Consider the following 25,881-nt stretch of genomic DNA (forward strand, 5'->3'; position numbering starts at 1 on the left):
GCGGACCGGCGGCCGACACCCGACCACGGGCAGGAGCGGGCCCGCGCCGCAGCCGCGCGGCTCGCCCACGCCGGAGTGCACGGCACCGCGCTCACCTGGGTCGACAACGCGGGCCTCACCCGGGTCAAGGCGGTACCGGCCGACAGGCTGGCGCAGGCGGCCGCTACCGGCGTCGGCATGTCCCCGTGTTTCGACGTCTACCTCGTCGACGACTCGATGACGGCGAGCGAGTACATCGGCGGCCCCGACGGGGATCTGCGCCTGGTGCCGGACCTGGACCGGCTCACGGTGCTCGCCGCCCAACCCGGCTGGTCATGGGCCCCGGTGGACCGCCACGAGCAGGACGGGACGCCCTACGCGGCCTGCCAGCGCGGCTTCGCCCGCCGGACGGCCGCCCGGGCGCTGGCCGAGCACGGCATCGAGCTGCGGATGGGGTTCGAGACCGAGTGGGTGGCGGTGCGCGGCCCGCTGCCGGACGCGGAGGGCGAGCCCGCGTACCCGACGGCCGGCCCCGCCTACGGCATGGCCCGGCTGGTGGAGAACGCGGACTATCTGCGCGACGTCCTGGCGGCGCTGTCCGCGCAGGGCGTGGAAGTGCTGCAGATCCATCCCGAGTACGCGGCAGGCCAGTTCGAGGTCTCGGTCGCGCCGTCGGACCCGGTGGGCGCGGCCGATCTGGCGGTACTGGTCCGGGAGACGGTGCGGGCGGTCTCGCTGCGGCACGGACTGACGGCCTCGTTCGCCCCTGTCGTGGACCCGGCCGGGGTGGGCAACGGCGGGCACCTGCATCTGAGCCTCTGGCGGGACGGGCGCAACCTGTGCGCGGACGGCGAGGGGCCGTTCGGCATGACGCGGGAGTGCGAGGCGTTCCTGTCCGGGGTGCTGCGCGAGCTGCCCGCCCTGCTCGCTCTCGGCGCCCCCTCCCCCGCCAGCTATCTGCGGCTGCGTCCGTCCCGCTGGGCGGGCGCCTTCCGGTGCTGGGGCCTGGAGAACCGGGAGGCGGCGCTCCGGTTCGTCGCGGGCCGGTCCGGGGCATCGGGCGGCGCCAACGCGGAGCTCAAGTGCGTGGACGCGGCGGCCAACCCGTATCTGCTGGTGGGAGGCGTCCTCGCGGCCGGATTGGCGGGACTGGCCGGCCTGGCGGCCGGTGGCCGGGGCACCGGGTTGCCCGCGCCGGTCTCCGGGGACCCGGCGCTGCGCGGCGACCAGCCCAGGCTGCCCGGCTCGCTCGGCGCCGTGCTGGAGCAGTTCGAGCGGTCCGCGGTACTCCGCGAAGCGCTGGGCGGTCCGCTCTTCGACGCGGTCCGCGCGGTACGGGCGGGTGAGATCGCACTGTTCGAGGGGGCGAGCGAGCGGGAGATCGCCGCCGCGACCCGGGGGAGGTACTGAATGGCTGTGCCTCCGGCGTCTCCGGAATCCGGGCCCGGGACGTTCTCCGCCTTCCCGGCACTGGTCGACCAGCACTGCCACGGAGTGCTGCGAAGCGGACCCGAACCGGACGCCTTCGGGGGCTGGCTGACGGAGGCCCGCCCCGCACCCCGCGGCACTCCCCGGTCCGGCTCTCCGCCGGAGGAGGCCGGCGTCCCGTTCAGCTGTTTCGACACCCAGCTCGGCTTCGCGGTACGACGCTGGTGCGCTCCCGTGCTCGGCCTGGATCCGCACTGCCCGCCCGAGAGCTACCTCGCGCGGCGTGCCGAACTGGGCACCGCGGAGGTGACCGGCCGCATGCTGCGGGCCAGCGGGATCACCACCTTCCTCGTCGACACCGGGCTGCCCGGCCGGCTGCTGACGCCGGGCGAACTGGCCGAGGCGGCGGCCGCCGAGGCCCATGAGATCGTCCGGCTCGAGCGGCTGGCCGAGCGGGCCGCCGATGCCGCGCGCGACACGCACAGCTTCCTGGCGGAGGTCTCGGACGCGATCCGCGAGTCGGCCCGCACCGCCCGGGGTTTCAAGTCCGTGGTCGCCTACCGCTGCGGGCTGGAGCTGGCGCCCGCTCCGCCCGGCACCTCGGAGATCTACGCGGCAGCCGACCGGTGGCTGGCGTCCCGGGTACCCGGCGGCCGGCTCTCCGACCCCGTCCTGGAGCGGCACCTGCTGTGGTCTGCCGTGCGGACGGGGCTGCCGCTGCAACTGCACACCGGCTTCGGCGACCCGGATCTGCGTCTGGACCGCTGCGATCCGCTGCTGCTGACCGACTTCATCCGCGCGGTGGCCCCCTACGGCGCCCCGCTGATCCTGTTGCACTGCTACCCCTATCAGCGCGGCGCGGGCTATCTGGCGGCCGTCTTCCCGCATGTCTACGCCGACTTCGGGCTCGCACTGAGCCATACCGGGGCCCGTGCCCGCGAGGTCCTGGCCCAGCTGCTGGAACTGACCCCGTTCGGCAAGCTCCTCTTCTCCACCGACGCCTTCGGCATCCCGGAGCTCTTCCTGGTCGGCGCCGGGCTCTTCCGGGAGGCGATGACGGAGCTGACGCGGGAGTGGGTGCGCCGGGGCGCGTGGTCGCATTCCGACGCGGAACGGGTGACCCTCATGGTCGCGGGCGGTACGGCCCGACGGCTCTACGGTCTGTGAGCGGCCGAGGCGGCAGGTCGTCCGAATCCGTTCACGTCCCGCCGGGAGGGGACACGGGCTCACCCGCCGGCGCAGGAGTCCCGGAGAGGAATCGAAGAGCTTCCCGCGGCCGCGGAACGGCGGCGGGAGGCTCCCCGTGGACGACTGCTCAGCCGATGTTCACGTCGACACAGGCGTAGAACGCGTTGGCGGTGTCGGCGACGTTCCAGACCGCCAGCACGGTCTGCCTCCCGGAGAACCCACCGAAGTCGACGTCGTGCGAGAGCTGGGAGGGCGGCTGCTCCCCGCCCTGGTCGAACTCGGCGATCTGCCGGCCGTCGATGAAGTACTGCCAGGTGGTCGTGCGGTGCGCCGCGGTCAGCGTCCAGTTGAAGGTCGCGGAGCTGCCGACGTCGGCCACGTTCCAGCCGTGGTCGTCGTCGCGCAGTTCGGCCCACTCGTCGTGGCCGCCGGCGCAGTCCTGGAGCCCCTTGGGACCTTCGACGCTCTGCGGCTCGTACTTGATGGAGCCGCACTCGACGACTCCGGCGGCACACTGCGCCTGCCTGCTGGCGGGGTCGCTGATGTAGCCGTGGGCGCTGGCGGGGGTCACGGACAGACCGAGGACGAGCAGAGGCGAGAGCCCGGCACCGACGAGCGCGGCCAGCTTCCTTTTCTTGTGCATGACAAACTCCTTCGGGCAGCGGGACCGGCGAGCCGCCGGCCGCACCCGGCGTCACCGCCGAGCGCGGCACAGGGCGCGGCGCTCCGGAACCCGGTGGGGGGTCATCCGATTGGTCTAGACTTAAGCAAGTGACCGCACACGGTCAAGACATCGGACACCACGCGGTCACAGCACCGCGGGCGACCCGCGGCCTCACGTGCCGCGGGTGAGCACCAGCAGTGCCATGTCGTCCTGCCGCCGGCCGTCCGTCCACTCCGTGACCGCCTTGACCAGCGCGTCTGCCAGTTCGTCCGCGCGGCTCAGGCCCGCTGAGCACAGCCCCCACCGGACGTCGAAGAAATCGCCCTGCGCGTTACGGGCCTCGGTGACCCCGTCGGTGACCAGCACCAGGGAATCGTTCGGCGCCAGCGGGAAGGTCTCCTCCACCGGGGCCCCGGTCGCGGAGCCGAGCCCGGTGGAGAGCGGCAGCTCCGGATGGGTGGGCTCCAGGCAGACGGCGTTGCCGTCGTGCAGCAGATAGGGCGGCGGATGCCCGCGGTTGAGCACGGTGACCGTGTCGCCGCTGGGCGGGATCTGGACGAAGAGCGCCGTGACGAACCCTTCGACGTCGTCCTCCGAACCCCGGCGGCGCTCCCCCTCCCGGTCCAGGGCGCGATCGAGCCGGTCGGCCAGCTCGTGCAGGGTCGGGGCGTGCTCGGCGGCCTCACGGAAGGCCCCGACGGCCACCGAGACAGCGGAGACGGCGGGCAGGCCCTTGCCGCGCACATCGCCGATCACGGCGCGAATGCCGAACGGCGTCTCCTGCAGGGCGTAGAGGTCGCCGCCGATCGCCGCCCCCTGCTGGGCCGCCACATAGCGGTCGGCGACCGCGAGCGGGCCCACGTCGGCGGGCGGCGCCGGCAGCACGGCCCGCTGCGCGGCCTCGGCGACCGTCAGCGCGAGGGCCAGATTGCGGCCCTGCCGGTCGACGAGCCACTTGATCCAGAGCCCCACCACACTGACGAACAGCACCGCCGCCACGTCGATGAGCAGGGCCGAACCCGCACGGCCGGCGGATCCCGCCGATCCTGCGGCCGCCAGGCCCGCCGCGAGCGCGAACAGCACACTGGTCCGGAAGGAATAGCTCAGGCCGGCCACCATCGAGGTGCAGGCCAGCAGCGGCAGCCCGTAGTACGGCTCGGGCGAGAACACGTCGGCCGCCACGCCGCCGAGCAGCAGCAGCGGCGGTGCCGCGTACGGCACTCTGCCCAGTCCATCCGCGGGCCCGCCCACCCGGCCCTCCCTGTTCCTGTCGGTCCGACGCGCGGACGGAGTCGATTCCCTGTCCCGCCGATTCTCCCATTTGCGTATATTTCTGCATCGTTTTCACGGCCGGGGACCCACGGAAGAGGACAGCGGAACCGCCGACGGCCCGGCCCGCACGGGCCACCCGGCGGCCGGATTCACCCGTTCGGCCCGCGAGCCGCACCCGCCCCCGGCAAGCGCCCCGACCCGGCACGGGTACAGGCCGCGGCACCGGGGCCGTGGTCGCGGCGGGACCGGCAGGGCACCCCTCGTCGCACTGAAGCGACTCGGGGTCAGGGCGCACCGTGCGGCCGGCGGCCGCTACCCCCGACAAGGGGTAGCGGGCCGCTCCGCGGGGCAGGTAAGTGTGACGCACGACACCCGATGGACCCCTGTGGAGGCTGCCGTGCCCGCGCCCGTACCCCACCCCGCGCACCCGGCCGCGCGCAGCTACGCCTCCGGGCCTTCGACGACCCCGCTGCTGGGCGACACCATCGGAGAGAACCTGGACCGGACCGTCGCCGCCCACGGGGAGCGGGACGCGCTGGTGGACGTCAGCAGCGGACGGCGCTGGAGCTACCGCGAGTTCGGCGCCGAGGTGGAGGCCCTCGCGCTGGGGCTGCACGAACTGGGCGTCCGCAAGGGCGACCGGGTGGGCATCTGGGCGCCCAACTGCCCCGAATGGACGCTCACGCAGTACGCGACGGCCAAGCTCGGCGCCGTCCTCGTCAACATCAACCCCGCCTACCGCGCACACGAACTGGCGTACGTGCTCGCGCGGGCGGGGATCCGCACCCTGCTGGCGGCCCGCAGTCACAAGGACTCCGACTATGCGGCGATGATCGCGCAGGTGCGCGGCGAGTGCCCGGCACTGGAGGACGTCGTCCTACTCGGCGAGGAGGGGTGGGCCGGGCTGCTGGACGACGGCCGGGCGCGCCGGCCCGAGCCAGCCCGCAACGTGCTGGACGGCATCGCGGCCACGCTCTCCGCGGACGACCCGATCAACATCCAGTACACCTCCGGCACCACCGGTTTCCCGAAGGGCGCCACCCTCTCCCACCACAACATCCTCAACAACGGCTACTTCGTCGGCGAGCTGTGCCGCTACACCGAAGCCGACCGCATCTGCCTGCCGGTGCCCTTCTACCACTGCTTCGGGATGGTGATGGGCAATCTGGCCGCCACCAGCCACGGCGCGTGCATGGTGATCCCGTCCGCCGCCTTCGAGCCGGCGGCGGCGCTGCGGGCGGTCCAGCAGGAGCGCTGCACCGCGCTGTACGGTGTGCCGACGATGTTCATCGCCGAGCTGGCCGAACCGGACTTCGACTCCTTCGACCTGACCAGCCTGCGCACCGGCATCATGGCCGGCTCACCGTGCCCGGTGGAGGTGATGAGACAGGTCATCGAGCGCATGGGGATGGCCGAGGTGTCGATCTGCTACGGCATGACGGAGACCTCGCCGGTCTCCACCCAGACCCGGGCCGACGACTCGGTCGAGCGCCGGGTGTCGACCGTGGGCCGGGTCGGACCGCACCTGGAGGTCAAGGTCGTCGACCCGGACACCGGCCGGTGCCTGCCGCGCGGCGAGCCGGGCGAACTGTGCACCCGCGGCTACTCGGTGATGCTCGGCTACTGGGAGCAGCCGCAGGAGACCGCGAAGGCCGTCGACGCCGCCCGCTGGATGCACACCGGGGACCTGGCGGTGATGGACGCGGACGGGTATGTCAGCGTCACGGGCCGGATCAAGGACATGGTCATCCGCGGCGGCGAGAACATCTATCCGCGGGAGGTCGAGGAGTTCCTGCACACCCATCCCGACGTCCTCGACGCGCAGCTCGTCGGGGTGCCCGACGAGCGCTACGGTGAGGAACTGATGGCGTGGATAAGAATGCGGGACGGCGCGGCACCGCTCTCGGCGGACGACGTCCGCGCGTTCTGCTCCGGCAGGCTCGCCCACTACAAGATTCCGCGCTACGTCCATGTGGTCGACGCGTTCCCGATGACCGTGACAGGCAAGATCCGCAAGGTCGAGATGCGCGAGCGGTCGATCGAACTGCTGGCCACGGCCCGGCATCCCGGCTCCGGAGACGGAGCCGGAGCCGGAGCCGGAGCCGGACACCGAGCCGCCCCGCAGTCGAACACCCCGTCGAATTGACCAGCGCAGCGGAGGAGTCGAGGTTGCCTTCACCCGACCGTTCCCGTTCCCACCCCCGCGCTCCCGGCGGCGCGGGGCCCTTCTCCCGCGCTCCGCTGCGGCAGGGCGACACCGACGCCTACCGGCACGCCCTCCGGCTGGCGCGGCAGCGCACCGGTGTGCGCACGGTCTTCGGCGGGGAGGTCGCCGACGGGGCGCTGCGGCTGACGGAGTTCAACGGCACCCTGACCGACTCCATGCGCGGTCTGCGGGTGGTCCCCGGCCGAGGGCTGGGCGGCTACGTCCTGACGCACCAGCGCCCCTACGCGGTCAACGACTACGTACCGGCGACCACCATCACCCACGACTACGACAGCCCCGTGCGCCGCGAGGGCATCCGCGCGATAGTGGCCGCCCCGGTCACCGTGCAGGGCGGGGTGCGTGGCGTGCTCTACGCCGCGGCCCGCGACACGGCGCCGCTGGGCGATCGCGCGACCGCGGCGCTCATGGACGCGGCGCGCCGCCTGGCGAGCGAGCTGACCGTGCGCGACGAGGTGGACCGGCGCGTCCGGCTGCTGGAGGCCGCCGCCGGAGCCCCGGCACCGGAGCCGGCCGCGCCCGGCCTCGACGCGTTGCGCGACCTGCACGCGGAGCTGCGCGGTATCGCCCAGGAGATCGAGGACACGGCGCTGCGCGACAGACTGCGCCAGGCGTGCGACCGCTTCCTGCGGGCCGGGGTCGAATCCGGCTCCGGCGACGGCCCTCCGGACGCCGACCCCGGGAGCCGGCCGGACGCCCCGGCCGCCGACCGGCCGCGGCTCTCCCCGCGCGAGCTCGACGTGCTCTCCTATGTGGCGCTGGGCTGCACCAACGCCGAAGCGGCCCAGTATCTGGGGCTGGAGGCGGAGACGGTCAAGGCCTACCTGCGCAGCGCGACCCGCAAGCTGGGCGTCCACAGCCGCCACCACGCGGTGGCGGCCGCCCGCCGGCACGGCCTGCTGCCCTGACCGCCGGGCGTTCCGACGGGCTCGGGCGCCCCGCCCGGCCCGGGTGCCCCGATCGGCCGATCCACGCGAAGCGGAGTCGTTCGTTAACCCCCACATGATCACTGCACAACGACACACCCTCCCGGCCCTGGAGACCCCGCCGCAGCACCGAGCAGAGGCGGGCGCACGATGAGCAAGCGGCAGAAGGGACGCAAGCACCGCACGGTCAACCGCACTCCACGCCCGGTCGGTCCCGCCGTCCGGGCGAGGTCCGTCCGGGCGACAGCAGCGGACCGGACAGGGGCGGACAAGACAGTCCCCGACCGGACAGCGGCAGCCGGGACGGCAGCGGCGCACGGCCCGGCCGGCCGCGCCGAAGCTCCGGCGGCCCGGCCCCTGCCCGCACCCGGCGGCACCCCGCGCGGCACCCCCGAGACCACGCCGGAGAAAGGACCGGGGAAGCCGGAGCAGGGGCCGGAGAGCGCTCCGCAGCCGGCGGCCGGCTCCGAGGCGGCGGAAGAGCTCTTCCGCACCCCCGCCCGCGACGGAGGGCTCGGGCAGAGCGCGGGCCGTACGTGGGAACGGGTGCGGGCCGCGGGCGCGTCGGGCACGACAGTCGAGGAGCTGTCCGCCAGCGTGGGATACCAGGAACGCACCGTGCTCAAGCACCTGCTGGGACTGGCCGAGCACGGGCTCGCCGAGCAGCACGGCCCCGGCCGCTGGCGCCCGGTCACCGAGGGCGCAGCGGAGGCGGGCGACGGGCGGCACGGCACACCGGACCGGTCCCGGGTGCCGCAGGGCGCCTGAGGTTCCCGGGCCCGTTCCCTTCCACCCCTCCCACGCGGTCCGGTGCGGCGCAGGGGCCGTGCCGGACCACCCCACCCGCGGAGTCCGTATGACCGAACCGACCGGCCGCACCCTCGTCGCGGGGATCGGCAACATCTTCCTGGGTGACGACGGCTTCGGCGTCGAGGTCGTACAGCGGCTGGCCCGGCGCCCGCTGCCCGGCGATGTGGAAGTCCTCGACATCGGCGTACGCGGCGTGCACCTGGCCTACCAGGTGCTGGACGGCTGCGACACGCTGATCCTGGTGGACGCCGTGCACCGCGGGGGCGCCCCCGGGACGGTGCGGCTGATCGAGGTGGCCGAGGAGGACCGGTCCTGCCCGGCCGGGGTGCCGGCCGTCGACGGGCACCACATGTCTCCGGACGCCGTCCTCGCCCTGCTGGAGACCCTGCGGGAAGGTACCGGAGGCAGCGCGCCCCGACGGGTGTTCCTCGTCGGCTGCGAGCCCGCGGACCTGGCGGAGGGCATCGGGCTGAGCACCCCGGTGGCCGCCGCCGTGGACGAGGCGGTGACGGTGGTGGAGCGGCTGCTGGCGGACGGGCCCGCCCCCGTGCCCCCGGAGGCCCCGGCTCCGGCCGACCGCCCCGCGGCGGCCGGGCAGCCGGGATCGGCAGAGCGGGCACAAGCCGCCGAACGGCGGACGGCCGCCCGGGAAAGCGGCGTGGCGGCCCGGGGGTGACCGGCGGTGCCCCCTGTAATGGTGCGGGCCGCAGCCTGGTCCGTACCGCGCAGGGGAAGTGACCGATGCACGAGATGTCCATCGCCATGGCAGTGGTCTGCCAGGTCGAGGAGGCAGCGCGCACCCACGGCGCCGCGGGCGTCGAGACGGTGACCCTGCAGGTGGGCGAACTCGCCGGGGTCGTCCCCGACGCACTGCGCTTCTCCTTCGCGCTCGCCTGCGAGGGCACCGTCCTGTCCGGCGCCGAGTTGGTGACCGACCAGGTGGCGGGACGCGCCCGGTGCACGTGCTGCGCACGGGAGTGGGATACGGGGCTGCCCCCGCGGTTGGGCTGCCCGCGGTGCGCGGACTCGCGCACCGAGCTGCTGTCCGGCCGTGAGCTACAGATCGCCACCGTGCGGTGGGCCGAGGACCCGCAGCGCACCCGAGCCCTTGAGGAGCTGTGAAGCCATGTGCCGTGTCTCCGATCTGCGACAGGCCGTGCTGGAGCGCAACGACACCCGCGCCGAACGGCTGCGCGCCGAACTGGCCGCGCGCGGCACAACCGTCGTCAACCTGCTCTCCAGCCCGGGCAGCGGCAAGACCGCGCTGCTGGAGACCGAGCTGCGGCTGGCGCGGGAGCGGGGCGTCGCGGCGGCGGCCCTGACCGCGGACCTGGCCACCGAGAACGACGCCCGACGGCTCGCCCGGTCCGGGGTGCCGGTCAAGCAGGTGCTGACCGACGGCCTGTGCCATCTGGAGGCCGACATGCTCGCCGGGCATCTGACCGGGTGGCTGCCCGAGGCCACCAGGCTGCTGTTCGTCGAGAACGTGGGCAACCTGGTCTGTCCCGCCTCCTACGACCTCGGCGAGTCGCTGCGTGTGGTGCTCGCCTCGGTCACCGAGGGCGAGGACAAGCCGCTGAAGTACCCCACCGCCTTCGGGCTCGCGCAGCTCGTGGTCGTCACCAAACAGGACCTGGCGCAGGCCGCCGGCTTCGACCGGGAGGCGTTCCTGGCCAACGTCCGGCAGGTCAATCCGGGCGTGGAGGTCCTCGACACCTCGGTGCGCGACGGGCTGAACCTCGGTGTGCTGCTGGAGCGCGCGCTGGCGGTGGGGGCCGGAGCCGCCGCGCACCGGCCGGTGATGGCCCACCCCGCCGGACACGCGCACAGGCCGCACACGCACGACGGACCGCACGCCCATGTCGGAGGCTGACCTCTCCGGGGCCGAGCGCAGCCGCGTGCTGGTCCGCGGCGTGGTCCAGGGCGTGGGCTTCCGCCCGCACGTGTACGCGCTCGCCGGCCGACTGGGGCTCTCCGGCCACGTCACCAACACGGGCGAGGGAGTGGTGGCCGAGGTGGAGGGCGCCGGGGAGGCGGTCGCCGCCTTCCGGGAGCGGATCGGGGCCGAGGCTCCGCCGCTTGCCGTGATCGAGTCGGTCAGCCACCAGCCGCTGCCCCCCGCGGGCGGGTCCGGCTTCCGCATCCTCGCCTCCCGCCCGGCCGCGGGGCGCCGCACTCTGGTGGCCCCGGACACCGCGACCTGCGACGCCTGCCTGCGCGAGATGACCGACCCGGCGGACCGCCGCTACCGGCACCCGTTCATCACCTGCACGGACTGCGGACCGCGCTTCACCATCGTCACCGGGCTGCCCTACGACCGTGCCAACACCACGATGGCGCGGTTCCCGATGTGCGAGCGCTGCGCGCGCGAATACCGGGATCCGGGCGACCGGCGCTTCCACGCGCAGCCCGTCGCCTGCCACGACTGCGGGCCCCGCGTCCGCCTGCTGGGGCCCGCCACCGCGGCGTCGGGCCCGGCCGAAATCCCCGGCGAGCCGGTGGCCGCGGCCCGGCGGCTGCTGGCCGAGGGCGCGGTCGTCGCGGTGAAGGGCCTGGGCGGCTACCACCTGGCCTGCGACGCGGCCGACGAGCGGGCGGTGGCGCTGCTGCGCCGCCGCAAGGCCCGCGGGGACAAGCCGTTCGCACTGCTGGCCCGCGAGGTGACCGACGTCGAACACCTCGCCCACATCGGCCCGGTCGAGCGGGCGCTGCTCACCGGCAGCCGCCGCCCCATCGTGCTGCTGCGCCGCCGCACCGACGCGGCGGCGGCCGGTCCGGCTCCCGCTCCCTCGGTCGCACCCGGCAGCCCCGACCTGGGGGTGCTGCTGGCCTACACCCCGCTGCACCACCTGCTCCTGGGCCTGCCCGGGGACCCGCCCGGACCGCGGCTGCTGGTCCTGACCAGCGGCAACCTCGGTGGGGAGCCGATCGCCACCGGCGAGGAGGAGGCTGTTGAGCGGCTGGCGCACCTCGCCGACGCCTTTCTGACCCACGACCGGCCCATCCATGTGCCCTGCGAGGACTCGGTGGTGCGGGTGTGCGGCGGCGAGGAGTTGCCGGTGCGCCGCTCCCGCGGGTACGCGCCGCTGCCGCTGACCTTGCCGGTGCCGGTCCGGCCGGCACTCGCGGTCGGCGGCGACCTGAAGAACACCTGCTGCCTCGGCACGGGCCGGCAGGCCTGGCTCTCCGCGCACGTAGGGGACATGGACGACCTCGCGACGCTGCGCGCGTTCGCCCGCGCCGAGCAGCAGCTCGAGGACATCACCGGCGTCGCACCCCAGGTGCTGGCCGCCGACCGCCACCCCGGGTACCGGTCGACGGGGTGGGCCGAGCGGAACACTGCGGGCCGCCCGCTGCGCCGCGTCCAGCACCACCACGCCCATGTGGCCTCCGCGCTGGCCGAGCACGGGCTGGACGGCTCCTCACCGGTCCTGGGCGTCGCCTTCGACGGCACCGGGTACGGCGACGACGGCGCCGTGTGGGGTGGCGAGTTCCTCCTGGCCGACTACGACGGATTCATCCGGTACGCACATCTGCGGTACGCGCCGCTGCCCGGCGGCGACGCGGCGATCCGGCACCCCTCCAGGACGGCCCTGGCCCACCTGTGGGCCGCCGGGCTGTCCTGGGACGCCGCGCTGCCACCCACCGCGGCCTGCACGGACACCGAGCGGCGAGTGCTGGAGCGGCAGTTGGAGCAGAACCTGGGCTGTGTGCCGACCTCCAGCATGGGACGGCTCTTCGACGCGGTGTCCTCGCTGGCCGGGGTGTGCCAGCGGGCCGGATACGAGGCGCAGGCGGCGATCGAGCTGGAGGCGGCCGCGGCGGCCTGCCCGGAGCGGGATCCGGGGGGCTACGACTTCCCGCTGCGCCCGGCCGCGGCGGACCCGGGCGACGGCACCGGCGAGCCGCCCCGGCTCGCCGATCCGACGCCGCTGCTGGCGGCCGTGGTCGAGGACTTGCGGACGGGGGTACCGCGGGAGGTGATCGCCGCGCGGTTCCACACGGCTGTCGCCGCACTGGTCCGGCGCACCTGCGCGGCGGCACGCGAGCGGTACGGGGTGGAGACCGTGGCCCTGACCGGGGGGGTGTTCGCCAACGCGGTGCTCTCCCGCACCTGCGCCGGCGCGCTGCGCGCCGACGGATTCACGGTGCTGCGGCACCGGCTCGTCCCGCCCGGGGACGGCGGGCTGGCACTGGGCCAGCTCGTGGTCGCGGCCCGCGCGGCCGAGGCACATACCCCGCCGCTGACCGGTTGCGCGGCGCACTGACCACCGTCGAACGAGGAGAGGCCATGTGTCTGGCGGTACCCGGAAAGGTTTTGCGGATCGAGGAGCGGGACGGCACCCGGATGGCGTCCGTCGACTTCGGCGGAGTGGTCAAGGAGGTGTGCCTGGAGTACGTGCCGGATCTGCGGGTCGGTGAGTACACGATCGTCCACGTCGGCTTCGCACTGCAGCGGCTGGACGAGGACTCGGCGCGCAGGACCCTCGAGCTGTTCGAGAATCTCGGACTGCTGGAGGAGGAGTTCGGCGATCCGTGGCGGGCAGCGGAGGCGGAGCAGCGCGCCGACGGCGTCCCGCAGCCCGGCGACGCGCCGCGGGAGGTGCGGCTGTGAAGTACATCGAGGAGTTCCAGGACCCGGAGCTGGCCGGGAAGCTGCTGGACGACATCCACGCGACCGTCACCCGGCCCTGGGCGCTGATGGAGGTGTGCGGCGGGCAGACGCACTCCATCATCCGGCACGGTATCGACCAGTTGCTGCCCGAGGAGCTCGAGCTGATCCACGGGCCCGGCTGCCCGGTGTGCGTGACCCCGCTCGAACTGATCGACAAGGCACTGGAGATCGCCTCCCGGCCCGGGGTGATCTTCTGCTCGTTCGGCGACATGCTGCGGGTGCCGGGCACCGGCCGGGACCTGTTCCAGGTCCGCGCGGAGGGTGGCGACGTGCGCGTCGTCTACTCACCGCTGGACGCGCTCGCGCTGGCTCGCGAGAACCCGGACCGCGAGGTGGTCTTCTTCGGCATCGGCTTCGAGACGACGGCCCCGCCCAACGCCATGGCCGTGCATCTGGCGGCGCGGGAGGGGCTGCGCAACTTCAGTCTGCTCGTCTCCCACGTACGGGTACCGCCCGCGATCGAGGCCATCATGAACGCGCCGCACTGCCGGGTGCGTGCGTTCCTGGCGGCCGGGCACGTGTGCAGCGTCATGGGCACCGAGGAGTACCCGGAGCTGGCCGAGCGCCATCGGGTGCCGATCGTCGTCACCGGTTTCGAACCGCTGGACATCCTGGAGGGCGTCCGCCGGGCGGTACGGCAACTCGAGGCGGGTCGGGCGACGGTGGAGAACGCCTACCAGCGGGCCGTCGTGCCGCAGGGAAACCCGGCGGCGCGGGCCATGCTGGCCGAGGTGTTCACGACGACCGACCGCGGCTGGCGCGGCATCGGCGTCATCCCGGACAGCGGCTGGCGGCTGGCGCCGCGCTTCGAGGAATTCGACGCGGAGCACCGGTTCAGCGTGGAGGGCATCACCACCCGGGAGCCGGCCGCCTGCCGCAGCGGCGAGGTGCTGCAGGGGCTGCTGAAGCCGCACGAGTGCGAGGCATTCGGCACCACCTGCACCCCGCGTACCCCGCTGGGCGCCACGATGGTCTCCAGCGAGGGTGCCTGCGCCGCCTACTACCTCTACCGCCGGCTCGGCGGGACCACGACCGCACCCCTGGAGGCGAGCACCGTTGACTAGCATCGAGGCCGTCGGACAGACGGCCCCCGGGGACCCCGGGGCCCCCGCCGGCGACCGCGCCGCGCCGGACCCGTCCGGCTGGACGTGCCCGGCGCCGCTGCGCGGCCACGAGCGGATCGTGATGGGCCACGGCGGGGGCGGAGCGCTCTCGGCGGAGTTGGTGGAGCAGATCTTCGCGCCCGCGTTCGGCGGTCCCGCGCTCTCGGCGCTCGCCGACTCCGCGGCGCTGGAGGTCGGCGGTGCCCGGCTGGCGTTCTCCACCGACTCCTTCGTGGTGCGGCCGCTGTTCTTCCCCGGCGGCAGCATCGGCGACCTGGCCGTCAACGGCACGGTCAACGATCTGGCGATGAGCGGCGCCCGGCCCGCCTACCTCTCCTGCGGGTTCATCCTGGAGGAGGGGGTGGAGCTCGGCCTGGTGGCACGGATCGCCGGGGCGCTGGGAGCGGCGGCCCGGACGGCCGGTGTCGAGGTGGCCACCGGGGACACCAAGGTCGTGGAGGCGGGGCGCGGCGACGGCGTCTATCTCAACACCGCCGGTATCGGACTGATCCCGGACGGGGTGGACATCCGCCCGCAGCGGGCGGCACCCGGCGACGTGGTCATCGTCAGCGGCGCGGTCGGAGAGCACGGGGTCGCGGTGCTGAGCCGGCGTGCGGGGCTGGAGTTCGAGGTCGGCATCGAGAGCGACTGCGCGGCTCTGCACACCCTGGTGGCGGACATGCTGGCGATCACCTCCGAGCTGCACGTCCTCCGCGACCCGACCCGCGGCGGCGTCGCCGCGGCGCTCAACGAGATCGCGGCGGCCGCCTCGGTCGGCGTCGTCCTGAGGGAGCGGGCGGTGCCGGTGCCCGAACAGGTCGCCGCCGCCTGCTCGATGCTGGGCCTGGACCCGCTGTACGTGGCGAACGAGGGCAAGCTGCTGGCGTTCGTGCCCCGCGCGGAGGCGGACGCGGTGCTCGCCGCGATGCGCGCGCATCCGCTGGGAGCGCAGGCTGCCGTGATCGGCGAGTGTGTCGAGGACCATCCCGGGATGGTCGTCGCCCGCACCGGACTGGGCGGCACCCGGGTCGTCGATCAGCCCCTGGGCGAACAACTCCCGCGTATCTGCTGAGCCGTGTCCGCTCAGCCCCGCCGTGCTCGGCGGATCCGTCCGGACGGATCCGCCGGGCCGGACCCCGAAGCACCCCAACGAGCCATCACCAGGAGGTCGTGGTGCGGATCCTGCTCATCGCGAGCGCCTTCAACAGTCTGACCCAGCGTGTTCAGGCCGAGCTGCGGGACGCCCGCCACACCGTCGCGACCGAGGTGGTCGGCGACGGCGACGACGTGCGGCGCGCGGTGGACCGGCACAGCCCCGAGCTGGTGGTCGCGCCGATGCTGCGCACCGCGGTGCCCGCGGACGTGTGGTCGCGGCTCACCTGCCTGATCGTGCATCCGGGCCCGCCGGGAGACCGCGGGCCCTCCTCACTGGACCGGGCGGTCCACGCGGGCCGCACCCGCTGGGGGGTGACGGTGCTGCAGGCCGAGGCGGAACTGGACGCGGGCCCCGTCTGGGCCTCGGCGGAGTGCACCCTGCCGGAGGGGATCAGCAAGAGTGACCTGTACCGGGGGGAGGTGGCCGACGCGGCGCTCGAGGCGCTCAGGAGCGCGGTGGCCCGGTTCGCCTCCGGCAGCCACCGTCCACGCCCCCAGGACGGGATCGAGCCGTCGGCGAGTCCGCGGATGCGCCAGGCCGAGCGGCGGATCGACTGGCAGACCTTCCGGACGCTCGACGTGCTGCGCACCCTGCGGGCCGCCGACTCGCAGCCCGGCGTGCTGGACGAACTGCTGGGCGCGGAGTGGTTCCTGCACGGCGGACACGCCGAGGACCAGCTGTACGGGACACCCGGCGAGATCCTCGCCACCCGCGCCGGCGCGATCTGCCGCGCGACGGTCGACGGCGCGGTGTGGATTCCGCAGCTGCGGCCGCGCCGCGCCGCGGGCAGGCCGCGGGCCTTCCGGCTGCCCGCGACTCTGGCGCTGGGCGAGCGGCTGCCGGACGTACCGGAGCGCCCGGCGCCCTTGGAGCTCGCGCCCGAACGGCACACCCACACCGAGATCCGATACCGGGAACGGAACGGCGTCGGGTTCGTCCGCTTCTCCTTCCCCGGCGGGGCGATGAGCACGGTGCAGTGCCGCCGGCTGCTCGCCGCCTACCGGTACGCGTGCACCCGACCGACGCGGGTGGTGGTGCTGGGCGGCACCCGGGACTTCTTCTCCAACGGTATCCATCTGGGGGTCATCGAGGCCGCCTCCGATCCGGCCGCGGAGGGCTGGGCCAACATCCAGGCCCTCGACGACGTGGTGGAGGCGGTACTGACCACCACCGACCGGCTGGTCGTCGCCGCGCTGGGCGGCAACGCGGCGGCCGGGGGCGCGATGCTGGCCGCCGCGGCCGACGAGGTGTGGTGCAGGGCGGGAGCGGTGCTCAACCCGCACTACCGGCTCATGGGCCTGCCCGGGTCGGAGTTCTGGACGTACACGCTGCCGCGCCGCGTCGGGCCGGAGATCACCGAGGCGCTGATGCGGGACGCCGAACCGATGAGCGCCGCCACGGCGCGCCGGATCGGACTGGTGGACCGGGTGCTGCCGACCTCGCCGAGCGGATTCGCGCCCCGGGTGGCGGAGTTGGCGGCGGCGCTGGCCGAGGACCCGGCCACGCACCAGCGGCTGGCGGTCAAGAAGAGCAACCGCGCGCGGGACGAGGCGACCGAGCCGCTGGCCGCCTACCGCGACCGGGAGCTGGCAGCGATGCACCGGGTGTTGTTCGATCCGGCGGCCCCGCACCACGCGCTGCGCCGGGCCTTCCTGCGCAAGGAGCCCCCGCCCGGCGCCGTTCCGGGGCTGCGCGAGTAGCGCTTCCGCGCCGGTCCGCGCCCTGCGCCACCGCACACAGGAACGCCCCGCCGTCGGCGGGGCGTTCCTGTGTGCTGCCGAGGACCCGCGCGGGAACGGGAAGGCCCCGGCCGCGCGTCGGACGGTACCGCGTCAGTCGCTGACGCAGGCGTTGCCGAAGGCGGGGTTGAGCAGCGCGATGATGTCGACGGTGTTGCCGCACAGTTGGACCGGAATGTGCACCGGGATCTGCACGACGTTGCCGGACAGCACTCCCGGCGACTTCGCCGCGCCGCCCTGGGCGCCCGCGTCGGCGGACGCGGCCGTGGCCCCGCCGAGCACGGCGGTGGCGGCGAGACCGAAGGCGACAACCGCGGTACGGATGCGCATGGTGATCCTCCCTGTGTTCGATGTGCCGGACGCGGACAAGAGTGCACCCGGGTATGAACCGGGCATTCCGTCGCCACGCCCACGGAACGGGCGCCCACTCGATCAGACGAGCTCGCGGACCAACGGCGCACCACCGCCTTCGCCATGGGCCCGGCAGCGGACGACCCGCCCTCGGTGACAGCGTGCCGCCACCCCAGGGTCACCCCCTGCGGACGGCGACGAAGTGGGTGAGCGCGGCGGCCGCGACGAGGAGCACGGCCGCGAGCGCGAGCATGCCGCCCGCCGGGGCCAGCAGCCCCGCCGGGTCGGGGGTCGTCGACATCAGGGTGAACAGCCGGTTGACCGGCGGCATCCCCTTGGAGAGGAGGGCGAGCATCACCAGCGCGACAGCGCTCACCAGCGCGTACCCCTGCCGCGCGAAGACCGCCCGGGAGCACAGCACCCCGATCGCGGTGCCGACGAGCGCACAGGTGAGCTGGGCTTCCAATCCCAGCACCAGACCCCTCAGGGTCACGTCGTAGCGACCCAGCCACAGCGGGAGGACCAGTCCGACGACCATCAGCGCCCCGCAGCTCAGCAGTGCGGTGCCGATCGACGCGAGGAGGACTTTGAGCGGGCGGCCACCGGAGGCGACGACGACGATCGCCCGCTGCGCCGGCTCGTCCAGGCTCATCAGCGCGACGCTCAGCCACGTCGAGCAGATGAACAGCGCACCGGCGGACGACGCGTAGGCGAAAGACAGCGCGCCACTGCCGTTGACGGTCAGTACGCCCAGCAGGCCCGCGAACAGGAGCAGCGGGGCGACATAGCGCTGGGTGTGCAGCACGGAGGCGAACGTGTAGCGGATCAGGGCGATCACCGGGCGCCTCCCCGCACGGCCGCGTCCGGCTCCCCGGAACCGGACGCGCCGCCTGTCACCCGTGCCACGGACCAGCCGTGCCGCAGTGCGGTGAGCAACAGCGCGTCGACGGCCTCGCCGGCCACTCGCACCGTGATCTCCGAGGCCCCACGGCGCACCGCCAGCACACCCGCCAATTCCTCCCAGACCAGATACCGGGGCGTGCCGCGCCCCGGGTATCCGGTCAGCACCACTTCGCAGGCAGGCCGGGGGTCGTTCGGGGCGGATTCCGGCCCGCGCAGCGAGACGCGTCCGTCCCCGAGGGCGTAGGTCCGCGTGGCGCGGGCTCGCGTCACCGACTCCCGGTGATCGGTGAAGAGCACCGTGCCGCCGCCGTCGGCGACCTCCGCGATGATGTCGGCGACGACCGCGTGGGCGGCCGCGTCCAGCCCCGACCACGGCTCGTCGAGGACGAGCAGCCCGGGCTCCACCAGCAGCGCCTGGGCCAGCGCGACCTTCCGCGCGTTGCCCTTCGACAGCTCGCGCAGCGGGGCCTGTTCCCCGCCCACCAGGGCCAGCCTCTCCAGCAGTTCGTACGCGCGCGAGGAGGCCACCTGGGTGGGCAGCCCGCGCACCCGGCCCAGATGCGTCGGGTAGCCGACTGCCGACATCCGCTCGCCGGGAGAGAACCGGTCGGGCACATACCCCACGACCGCCGGCCGCGCCGCCACCCGGCCGCGTGTCGGCCGGGTCAGGCCCACGACGATGCGCAGCAGGGTGGACTTGCCCGAGCCGTTTCCGCCGGTGAGCGCTGCGATCTCTCCCGCGGGGACGGCCACTTCGATGTCGCGAAGAAGCCAACCGCCACGGCCGTAGCGCTTGCTCACCGCGTGCAGGTGCAACAACTGGGCTCCTCCGTCCGGTCCGGCGGCGCCGGATGTGCCTCCGGGGCCTCCGGACTCCGCCGCAGCGGTCCGCTTCGCGACGTCCCCGCGCGGCCGGGCCCCTCGCCCCGCCCCGAACCGCCTCGTCGGTATGACGGATCGGATTCTCCGCTGCCGCGGTACCTCCGCGCCACCGGGAGCGCTCATTCTCCCGGCGCGGGGCAGACGAGTCCGGTACGTCGCGTGACCCGGCCGTCCCCCGTCACCGGGAGTCCGGTGGCGGGGGCGGCTGCCGTGCACGGCTTCGGCGGCCCCGGCCTCAGAAGTGGGCCGCCTCGGAGGTGTGCCGCCTCAGAGGTGTTTCCCGGGCGCGGCCCGCGCGGATCAGCGGCCACGGCGGCACCCTGAGCCATTCGGGTCGGTTATGCCGTGTCTTTCATATATTGCGCTGTAATGCCCGGATGCGTGGCGACGATGGACCGGTACTTGTTCTTTCGGACCTTCTCGGAGGCTTTCATGCGCACGCGCACCCTCACGCGCTCCCTCGCCGTCGGCCTGGCCACCTTCGGCCTGGCCGCTGCCGGCACCGCCTCGGCGGTGGCCGGGGGCCACGGGCACAACTGGGTTCACAAGGAGATCCACTGCAAGAAGGTCCACGTCAACATCTCGGACGACGACCACATCGTCAGCAACTCCGTGGGCTTCGTCTTCGGCCCGATGCAGAACGACTGACGGCTGAAGGCCGGTCCGCAGCAGACCGGTCGCACCCGTGACGGCGTGGAGAGGCCCACCCGCGAACCTCCAAGGACCGGGCCCCTCCACGCCTTTCGTCGTGCCCGGCCCGCTCAGCCGGCGGCGTGCCGCACGCGCGCGTCCGGCTCCGGCACGGCGAGGCTGAGCGCGAAGCGGTCCCCGGAATCGGTCCACCACTGGCACAGCCGCATCCCGGCAGCGGCCAGCTCGGCACGGATGGACGCCCGGCGGAACTTCGCCGAGATCTCGGTCCGCAACTCCTCCCCCGACCGGAAGTCGACGCTCAGGTCGACGGCGGGGAGCTTGGCGCTCAGCGCCCTGCGGGCCCGCAGCCTCATCTCGATCCACTCGTTCTCGCCGTCCCAGGCGGCCACGTGGGTGAAGTCTTCGGGGTCGAAGTCAGCGCCCAGTTCGCGGTTGAGGACGTGCAGGACGTTCTTGTTGAACTGTGCGGTGACCCCCTCCGCGTCGTCGTAGGCGGCGACGAGTACGGCGGGGTCCTTGACCAGGTCGGTCCCCAGCAGCAGGGCGTCTTGCGGCCCGAGCCGGGACCGCAGGGAGGCCAGGAAGCGGGCCCGGTCGGCGGGCAGCAGATTGCCGATCGTGCCGCCGAGGAAGGCGACGACCTTCGGCTCCGGGCACTCGGGCAGCGGCAGCTCCTGCTGGAAGTCCGCGACCAGCGCGTGCACGGCCACCCCGGGGTGGTCGGCGAGCAGCGCGTGTCCGGCCTCGGCCAGCGCGGACTCGCTGACGTCGACGGGCACATAGGTCAGCGGGGCGCCGAGCGCGGTCAGCAGCAGCCGGGTCTTGTACGAGGAGCCGGAGCCGAGTTCGACCAGTGTGCGGGCCCCGGTGAGTTCCGCGATCCGCGGTGCCGCGTCCCGCAGGATCCCGGCCTCGGCGCGGGTGGGGTAGTAGGCGGACAGCTTGGTGATCTGCTCGAAGAGCTCGCTGCCCCGGGCGTCGTAGAACCACTTGGGCGGCAGGCTCTTCGGGGTGCGGGTGAGCCCGTGGGTGACATCCGCCGCCAACGCGGCCGCGGTCGCGTTCGCGGGCAGGGTACGGGTGAGGGTGAACCGGGACGGGGTCACGCGCGGAACTCCTTCAGGGCGGTCAGCTCGATGCCGCCCGGGTCGCCGGTGAGCAGATGGGTGTCGGGAACCGGCCGCCATCCCGGATCCGCGTCGTGCGGTTCGGAGGCGACGGTGAGGGACGTACCGGGCTCCAGCAGATACCAGAGGGTGTCGCCGGAGGCGGTTGCGGCCAGGGTACGGCCGTCGGTCAGCAGGAAGTTGAGCCGCGAGCCGGGCGCCGCGTCGGCGAGTTCGACCGCGGTCGCGGCCAGCGCGGCGCCGGACCCCGTGCCCGCCCGCAGCCGGTGCCCGACCAGTGCCCAGGCCAGCGCCGAGTCGCAGCGGGCCTCCAGGCCCAGCAGCTCCTCCGGCGGCAGCCCGGCAGCCAGCGGCGCCAGGGAGGCGGGCCAGCCGGTCAGCGCGCCGTTGTGACTGAAGAGCCACGGCCCGGCGGCGTAGGGAGCGGCGGCCGCCTCTCCCGCGGCGCAGCCGCTGGTCGCGTCGCGTACGGCGGCGAGCAGCGCGCGGGTGCGCACCACCCGGCACAGGTCGGGGAAGAAGCCGTCCGCCCAGATCGGCCCGGATCTGCGGTAGCGGGCCGGCACCGGGTCACCGTCGGCGTACCAGCCCACGCCGAAGCCGTCGGCGTTGACGGTGCCGTGCTCCTGGCGGCGTGGTGCCCACGACTGGCGGTGCAGTGAGTACGGCGGCGCCAGCAGCAGCTCACCCACCGTGCGGGCGGGGCCCAGGTGGGCCAGGTGCCGGCACATCAGCGGTGCTCCGGGGTGCGGGCCGGCGGGTCGGCGGCGCTCACGTCGTCTCCTCCGGCGCCGGGGTGCGGGCGGTGCGGAACCCGGCGAAGATCTGCCGGCGCACCGGATGGTCCCAGTTGCGGAACGTCGCGCGCGCCACCACCGGGTCGGTGCCGAAGCACCCGCCGCGCAGCACCTTGTAGCCGGGACCGAAGAAGACCTCCGAGTACTCCCGGTACGGGAACGCGGTGAAGCCCGGGTAGGGGGCGAAGTCGCTGGAGGTCCACTCCCAGACGTCGCCCATGAGCTGCCGCACCCCGAGCGGGGAGGCTCCCCGGGGGCAGGCGCCGACCGGCGCCGGGCCCAGGTGCCGCTGCCCCAGGTTCGCGCGGTCGGCCCCGGGCTCCCCCTCGCCCCAGGGGAAGCGCAGGTCGCCGCCGGTGCGCGGGTCGTGGCGGGCCGCCTTCTCCCATTCGGCCTCGGTGGGCAGCCGCCGCCCCGCCCAGCGGGCGTAGGCGTCGGCCTCGTACCAGCTGACGTGCATCACGGGCTCCGCTTCCGGCACGGGTTCGCGAATCCCGAAGCGGCGCCGCCACCAGCCGCCGTGCTCCCGCTTCCAGAACAGCGGCGCCCGCAGCCCGTTGCGCCGTACGTGGTCCCAGCCCGCCGCCGACCACCAGCGCGGGTCGGCGTAGCCGCCGTCCTCGACGAACCGGAGGTAGGCGGCGTTGCTGACCGGAACGGTGTCGATGCAGAAGGCCGGTACCTCCCGGCGGTGCGCGGGCCGTTCGTTGTCCAGCGCCCAGGGATCGTCATCGGTCCCCATGGTGAACGCTCCTGCCGGCACCAGCACTTCGCTGCGGAGCGGGCCGGAACCGTCGGGAGGGGCGGGCGGCGGCGGTGCGCTCAGCGCGGCCGGGCCGCGCCGGAGCTGGTGGGTGATGAGCATGGTCTCGGCGTGCTGCTGCTCATGCTGGGCGATCATGCCGAACGCGAAGCCGTCCGCCTCCAGCGGGCGCCCGGCCAGTTCCGCGCGCTCCAGCACCCGGAACGCGTGCCCGCGCACCGTGGCCAGGTACGAGCGGGCCTCGTCCGGCGGCAGCAAAGGCAGCGCGGGGCGCTCGGCGCGCGGGTGCTCGAACGCGTCGTAGAGCGAGTCGATCTCGGGCCGCAGCGGCGCCTCTCCGCCCACGGCACGGAGCAGCCACTGCTCCTCCTGGTTGCCGATGTGCGCCATGTCCCATACCAGCGGGGACATCAGCGGCGAGTGCTGGGCGGTCAGTTCGGCGTCCTCGACGCAGTCGGAGAGCGCCAGGGTGCGGGTGCGGGCCCGGGTGAGGGCGTCGTGGGCGCGGGCGCGCAGCGCGGCGCGCTCCTGATCGGCGGTCACCATGGTTCTCCCTGCCGGCGGGGGGCGGTCTCGGAGGTGTCGGACCGGTGGCGGGTGTGCGCACGGTCGTCGGTGCCCGTACGTCGCTCGGTGCACACACGGTCGTCGCTGCCCGCACGGTCGTCGGCGGGGCAGCGGCCGGGGCCGATGTAGCGGGCTTCGAAGTCCGCCACCGCGGCCCGCACCCGCCGCCCCGCACCGAGTCGGGGCAGTGCCCGGCGGGCGAGGCCGAAGCAGTCGCGGGCCGCGGCGTGCAGTTCGGGGTCGGCCAGTCCCGCCCTGGCCGCGCGTTCCCACAGCGCGTTGCGGGGCGCCGGCCCCCCGGCCGTGAGCTCGGCCAGCGGCTTGACCACCCGGTAGGCGCTCTCGCTCGCCTCCGCGTCGTCGAACAGGGCCGTGGTCACCGCGAGCGGGACGATCCAGCCGTCCGGGCCCGGCTGCGCGTCGATCATCCGCAGCTCCAGATGGCCCCGGGGGCGCACGGGGGGAAAGAGGGTGGTCAGGTGGTAGACGAGGTCGTCGAGCAGAGGCGGACGGAGGGCGCCGGGACCCGTTCCGGGGCGGCTGCCGCGCCGGATCCACTGACGGAACGTCATCCCGTCCGCCGGGACCGTCCACGGGCCCTGCGCGGAGCGGACGCAGAGCAGCGGCGCGTCCAGCACGTACCGCGCCCAGGCCTGCCGGGGACTGTGTCCGCCCGCGGGCGGGGCGAGGTTGCGGTATCCGTCGAGCGCGGCCCAGACGCCCTGCCGCGCGGAGCGCCACCCGGCCCAGGGCCCCTCGTCGGCCGGGGAGTTGGCGAACGCCGCCGTGAGCACGGCACCCAGCAGGTGCGCGAGCAGCCAGCGGCGGCCCATCCCGAACGGTCCCGGCTCGGCCGTACCGGCGTCCAGGCAGACCTGCACGGACGCGGTGGAGCACATCATCGTCCGACCGGCGGGGCCGGTGCGGTCGAAGTACGCCTCCATGGCGCGATACCGCCGGTCCTCCAGCAGCCGGAGCGGGGGGTGGGGGTCGAGTCCCCGGCCCACCAGCGCGATGCCGTGCCGGTGCAGCCGGGCCCGGGCGGCGGTCAGGTCCGCCGAGACCGCGCGGACACAGGCGGCAAGTGAGGGCGCGGGCCGGGAACTGAATTCCAGCTGCCCACCGGGCTCGACGGAGATCGCCGAGGAGAGCGGCGCCTCGCGCAGCGCGGTGGCGGCGGCGCGGAGGGCGGTTGCCCCGACCCGGGCGGCCGGCCGGTTCGGCGGCTCGGCCTGCGGGGGCCGACGGGGGTGCGGGGGCTGCGGTGCCCCGGACCGGTGGGGGGGTGCGGGGCTCTCGGCCCCGGGTGGTGGGGGGTGCGGCGGGCGGGGCCCGGGGGCGCTGCCGGAAGCGGGCGCCAGCGGGCGGACGAGCCATTCGAGTTCGACCCCGACCCGGCGCGGCGGCCCGGTCTTGAAGCAGATGCCGTGTACGTAGGCGAGCGCCGCCGCCTCACTGAGCGGTTCGCCCAGGTACGCCTGCCTGTCGCCGGTCATCCGCCACCCCTCGTCACGCCGATGGTCTGCGAGGCGGAACGCGAACTGCCCGCCTCCATCAGAGCCGGTCCCCATTCCCGTCCGGGGAAACACCTGCGCGACCGCCCCACCGCACGAATCCGGCCGGGCCGCAACCGGTCGTGCCCGCGCCGCCGGCGGTGCCGGACGCCGACGGAGTGCGAGGGTGCGGGGTCCGGCAGTACCCGCGGCACCGAGTCCCCTGCCGGTGCACAGAGTTGGCGGAAACTCCCGCTCCCGGGGCACCGCTCCAGCGGCCCCGCGGCGGGCCGACCGCGGGCTGGTCCGTCGGGGCGTCCGACGCGGTGCCATAGGTCCCTCCGGGGCCGGGGCATCCCGCCGGGAGCGGATTCTCCGGTGCGTGGGCCGGCCGGCTGCGGACCGGTCCGCAGCCGGCCGGGCCCGGTCGGCCTCCGGTCGCCGGGCGGGTGCCCGTGCCGCTCCGCCGCGCATATGCCGTAGCACTCTCCGCAGACGCTGCGATGTCGCCGACTCCCACGGGAACCTTGCCGATCCGCGGGCGCCGCCGGAGAAATACCCGCCGGTCACACACCCGGCCGCGCCACAACCGGCCGGGGTGTGGTGCGATGGCGGTGCCGGAAACGGTCTCGGGGAATGTGGACCCCGGCACAGACCGTTGTCCGGTGCCAGGGCGCGGCCCGCCCTGATGCCCCCACCGCAGGAGACAGCATGAGCACCATCGAGCTGACCAAGGAAAACTTCGAGGAGACGGTCTCCGGGAACGACTTCGTCCTGATCGACTTCTGGGCGTCCTGGTGCGGCCCGTGCCGAAGCTTCGCACCGGTCTACGAGGCCGCCGCGGAACGGCACTCCGACCTGACGTTCGCCAAGGTGGACACGGAGGCACAGCAGGAGATCGCCGCCGCCTTCGAGGTGCAGTCGATCCCGACTCTCGCGATCATCCGGGACCGCACCCTGGTGTTCTCGCAGCCCGGCGCGCTGCCCGAGGCCGCGCTGGAGGATCTGATCGGCCAGGCCCGTGAGCTGGACATGGAAGAGGTGCGGCGTGCCGCCGAGGCCGAGGCCCAGGCCGCGGAGGGCGGGGAGCGCCCCGGCGCCTGAGCCACCGACGCGACAGCATGTGAGGACGGCCGCCCGGCGATCGCCGGGCGGCCGTCCTCGTCCGATTCGGAGCACC

Annotated in this window: 24 protein-coding genes; 15 read left to right on the forward strand and 9 right to left on the reverse strand. The window is 74.3% G+C overall.

Going from position 1 to position 25,881, the window contains the following annotated elements; all coding sequences use genetic code 11:
* Positions 1-75 precede the first annotated feature (75 nt).
* The gene (locus P2424_RS18670) at positions 76-1,389 is read left to right on the forward strand and encodes a glutamine synthetase family protein (RefSeq protein ID WP_276479019.1); all 1,314 of its coding nucleotides are present in this window, start codon (positions 76-78) and stop codon (positions 1,387-1,389) included.
* Positions 1,390-2,574, forward strand: coding sequence for an amidohydrolase family protein (locus P2424_RS18675; protein WP_276476889.1), 1,185 nt, complete (start codon positions 1,390-1,392; stop codon positions 2,572-2,574). It begins immediately after the preceding gene.
* A 148-nt stretch (positions 2,575-2,722) separates the two neighbouring features.
* Here the strand turns inward: P2424_RS18675 and P2424_RS18680 are convergent, their stop codons facing one another.
* Positions 2,723-3,238, reverse strand: coding sequence for a lytic polysaccharide monooxygenase auxiliary activity family 9 protein (locus P2424_RS18680; protein ID WP_276476890.1), 516 nt, complete (start codon positions 3,236-3,238; stop codon positions 2,723-2,725).
* A gap of 192 nt (positions 3,239-3,430) precedes the next feature.
* Positions 3,431-4,510: a PP2C family protein-serine/threonine phosphatase gene (locus tag P2424_RS18685; protein WP_276476891.1), complete on the reverse strand. Its 1,080-nt coding sequence runs from the start codon at positions 4,508-4,510 to the stop codon at positions 3,431-3,433.
* 418 nt (positions 4,511-4,928) lie between these two features.
* Here P2424_RS18685 and P2424_RS18690 point away from each other — a divergent pair, with 418 nt between their 5' ends.
* From P2424_RS18690 to P2424_RS18740, 11 genes are all read left to right on the forward strand, one after another.
* Positions 4,929-6,677, forward strand: a complete 1,749-nt coding sequence (locus tag P2424_RS18690) for an AMP-binding protein (protein WP_276476892.1) — start codon at positions 4,929-4,931, stop codon at positions 6,675-6,677.
* A gap of 23 nt (positions 6,678-6,700) precedes the next feature.
* Positions 6,701-7,663, forward strand: a complete 963-nt coding sequence (locus P2424_RS18695; protein WP_276476893.1) for a LuxR C-terminal-related transcriptional regulator — start codon at positions 6,701-6,703, stop codon at positions 7,661-7,663.
* Positions 7,664-7,831: 168 nt separating this feature from the next.
* Positions 7,832-8,449 carry a helix-turn-helix transcriptional regulator gene (locus P2424_RS18700; protein WP_276476894.1) on the forward strand — a complete coding sequence of 206 codons (618 nt, stop codon included), beginning with the start codon at positions 7,832-7,834 and terminating at the stop codon, positions 8,447-8,449.
* 88 nt (positions 8,450-8,537) lie between these two features.
* A complete protein-coding gene (locus tag P2424_RS18705) occupies positions 8,538-9,167 on the forward strand; it encodes a hydrogenase maturation protease (protein ID WP_276476895.1) in 630 nt (209 codons plus the stop codon).
* A gap of 65 nt (positions 9,168-9,232) precedes the next feature.
* Positions 9,233-9,613: a hydrogenase maturation nickel metallochaperone HypA gene (gene hypA, locus P2424_RS18710; RefSeq protein WP_276476896.1), complete on the forward strand. Its 381-nt coding sequence runs from the start codon at positions 9,233-9,235 to the stop codon at positions 9,611-9,613.
* A gap of 4 nt (positions 9,614-9,617) precedes the next feature.
* On the forward strand, positions 9,618-10,364 hold the full coding sequence (gene hypB / locus P2424_RS18715; protein WP_276476897.1) for a hydrogenase nickel incorporation protein HypB: 747 nt from the start codon (positions 9,618-9,620) through the stop codon (positions 10,362-10,364).
* Entirely contained in the window at positions 10,351-12,759 is a 2,409-nt protein-coding gene (gene hypF / locus P2424_RS18720; protein ID WP_276476898.1) for a carbamoyltransferase HypF, read from the forward strand. The genes hypB and hypF overlap by 14 nt, the downstream gene beginning before the upstream one ends.
* A gap of 23 nt (positions 12,760-12,782) precedes the next feature.
* Entirely contained in the window at positions 12,783-13,106 is a 324-nt protein-coding gene (locus P2424_RS18725; protein WP_276476899.1) for a HypC/HybG/HupF family hydrogenase formation chaperone, read from the forward strand.
* The gene (gene hypD / locus P2424_RS18730; protein WP_276476900.1) at positions 13,103-14,230 is read left to right on the forward strand and encodes a hydrogenase formation protein HypD; all 1,128 of its coding nucleotides are present in this window, start codon (positions 13,103-13,105) and stop codon (positions 14,228-14,230) included. The genes P2424_RS18725 and hypD overlap by 4 nt, the downstream gene beginning before the upstream one ends.
* A 121-nt stretch (positions 14,231-14,351) precedes the next feature.
* Positions 14,352-15,341: a hydrogenase expression/formation protein HypE gene (gene hypE, locus P2424_RS18735; protein WP_276479020.1), complete on the forward strand. Its 990-nt coding sequence runs from the start codon at positions 14,352-14,354 to the stop codon at positions 15,339-15,341.
* Between the two features lie 101 nt (positions 15,342-15,442).
* Entirely contained in the window at positions 15,443-17,125 is a 1,683-nt protein-coding gene (locus tag P2424_RS18740) for an enoyl-CoA hydratase-related protein (RefSeq protein WP_276476901.1), read from the forward strand.
* A 132-nt stretch (positions 17,126-17,257) separates the two neighbouring features.
* Here the strand turns inward: P2424_RS18740 and P2424_RS18745 are convergent, their stop codons facing one another.
* The 3 genes from P2424_RS18745 to P2424_RS18755 form a co-directional block, all read right to left on the reverse strand.
* On the reverse strand, positions 17,258-17,494 hold the full coding sequence (locus tag P2424_RS18745; protein ID WP_276476902.1) for a chaplin: 237 nt from the start codon (positions 17,492-17,494) through the stop codon (positions 17,258-17,260).
* Between the two features lie 199 nt (positions 17,495-17,693).
* Positions 17,694-18,353 (reverse strand): hypothetical protein, encoded by a 660-nt coding sequence (locus tag P2424_RS18750; RefSeq protein ID WP_276476903.1) that lies wholly within the window; start codon positions 18,351-18,353, stop codon positions 17,694-17,696.
* On the reverse strand, positions 18,350-19,234 hold the full coding sequence (locus P2424_RS18755; protein ID WP_276479021.1) for an ABC transporter ATP-binding protein: 885 nt from the start codon (positions 19,232-19,234) through the stop codon (positions 18,350-18,352). The genes P2424_RS18750 and P2424_RS18755 overlap by 4 nt, the downstream gene beginning before the upstream one ends.
* A 498-nt stretch (positions 19,235-19,732) precedes the next feature.
* Between P2424_RS18755 and P2424_RS18760 the strand changes: the two genes are divergently transcribed.
* Entirely contained in the window at positions 19,733-19,948 is a 216-nt protein-coding gene (locus tag P2424_RS18760; protein ID WP_276476904.1) for a hypothetical protein, read from the forward strand.
* 113 nt (positions 19,949-20,061) lie between these two features.
* Here P2424_RS18760 and egtD read toward each other — a convergent pair whose 3' ends face one another.
* From egtD to egtA, 4 genes are read right to left on the reverse strand one after another with little or no spacing between them, the layout of a single operon-like run.
* Positions 20,062-21,060 (reverse strand): L-histidine N(alpha)-methyltransferase, encoded by a 999-nt coding sequence (egtD, locus tag P2424_RS18765; protein ID WP_276476905.1) that lies wholly within the window; start codon positions 21,058-21,060, stop codon positions 20,062-20,064.
* Entirely contained in the window at positions 21,057-21,812 is a 756-nt protein-coding gene (gene egtC, locus P2424_RS18770; protein WP_276476906.1) for an ergothioneine biosynthesis protein EgtC, read from the reverse strand. The genes egtD and egtC overlap by 4 nt, the downstream gene beginning before the upstream one ends.
* A 40-nt stretch (positions 21,813-21,852) precedes the next feature.
* Positions 21,853-23,187, reverse strand: coding sequence for an ergothioneine biosynthesis protein EgtB (gene egtB / locus P2424_RS18775; RefSeq protein ID WP_276476907.1), 1,335 nt, complete (start codon positions 23,185-23,187; stop codon positions 21,853-21,855).
* Positions 23,181-24,704, reverse strand: a complete 1,524-nt coding sequence (egtA, locus tag P2424_RS18780) for an ergothioneine biosynthesis glutamate--cysteine ligase EgtA (protein WP_276476908.1) — start codon at positions 24,702-24,704, stop codon at positions 23,181-23,183. The genes egtB and egtA overlap by 7 nt, the downstream gene beginning before the upstream one ends.
* 708 nt (positions 24,705-25,412) lie before the next feature.
* Between egtA and trxA the strand changes: the two genes are divergently transcribed.
* Complete coding sequence (trxA, locus tag P2424_RS18785; RefSeq protein ID WP_276476909.1) at positions 25,413-25,805, forward strand: thioredoxin; 393 nt, start codon at positions 25,413-25,415, stop codon at positions 25,803-25,805.
* Positions 25,806-25,881 lie beyond the last annotated feature (76 nt).

The sequence above is a fragment of the Streptomyces sp. WMMB303 genome (assembly GCF_029351045.1).
In the GTDB taxonomy this organism is placed as follows: domain Bacteria; phylum Actinomycetota; class Actinomycetes; order Streptomycetales; family Streptomycetaceae; genus Streptomyces.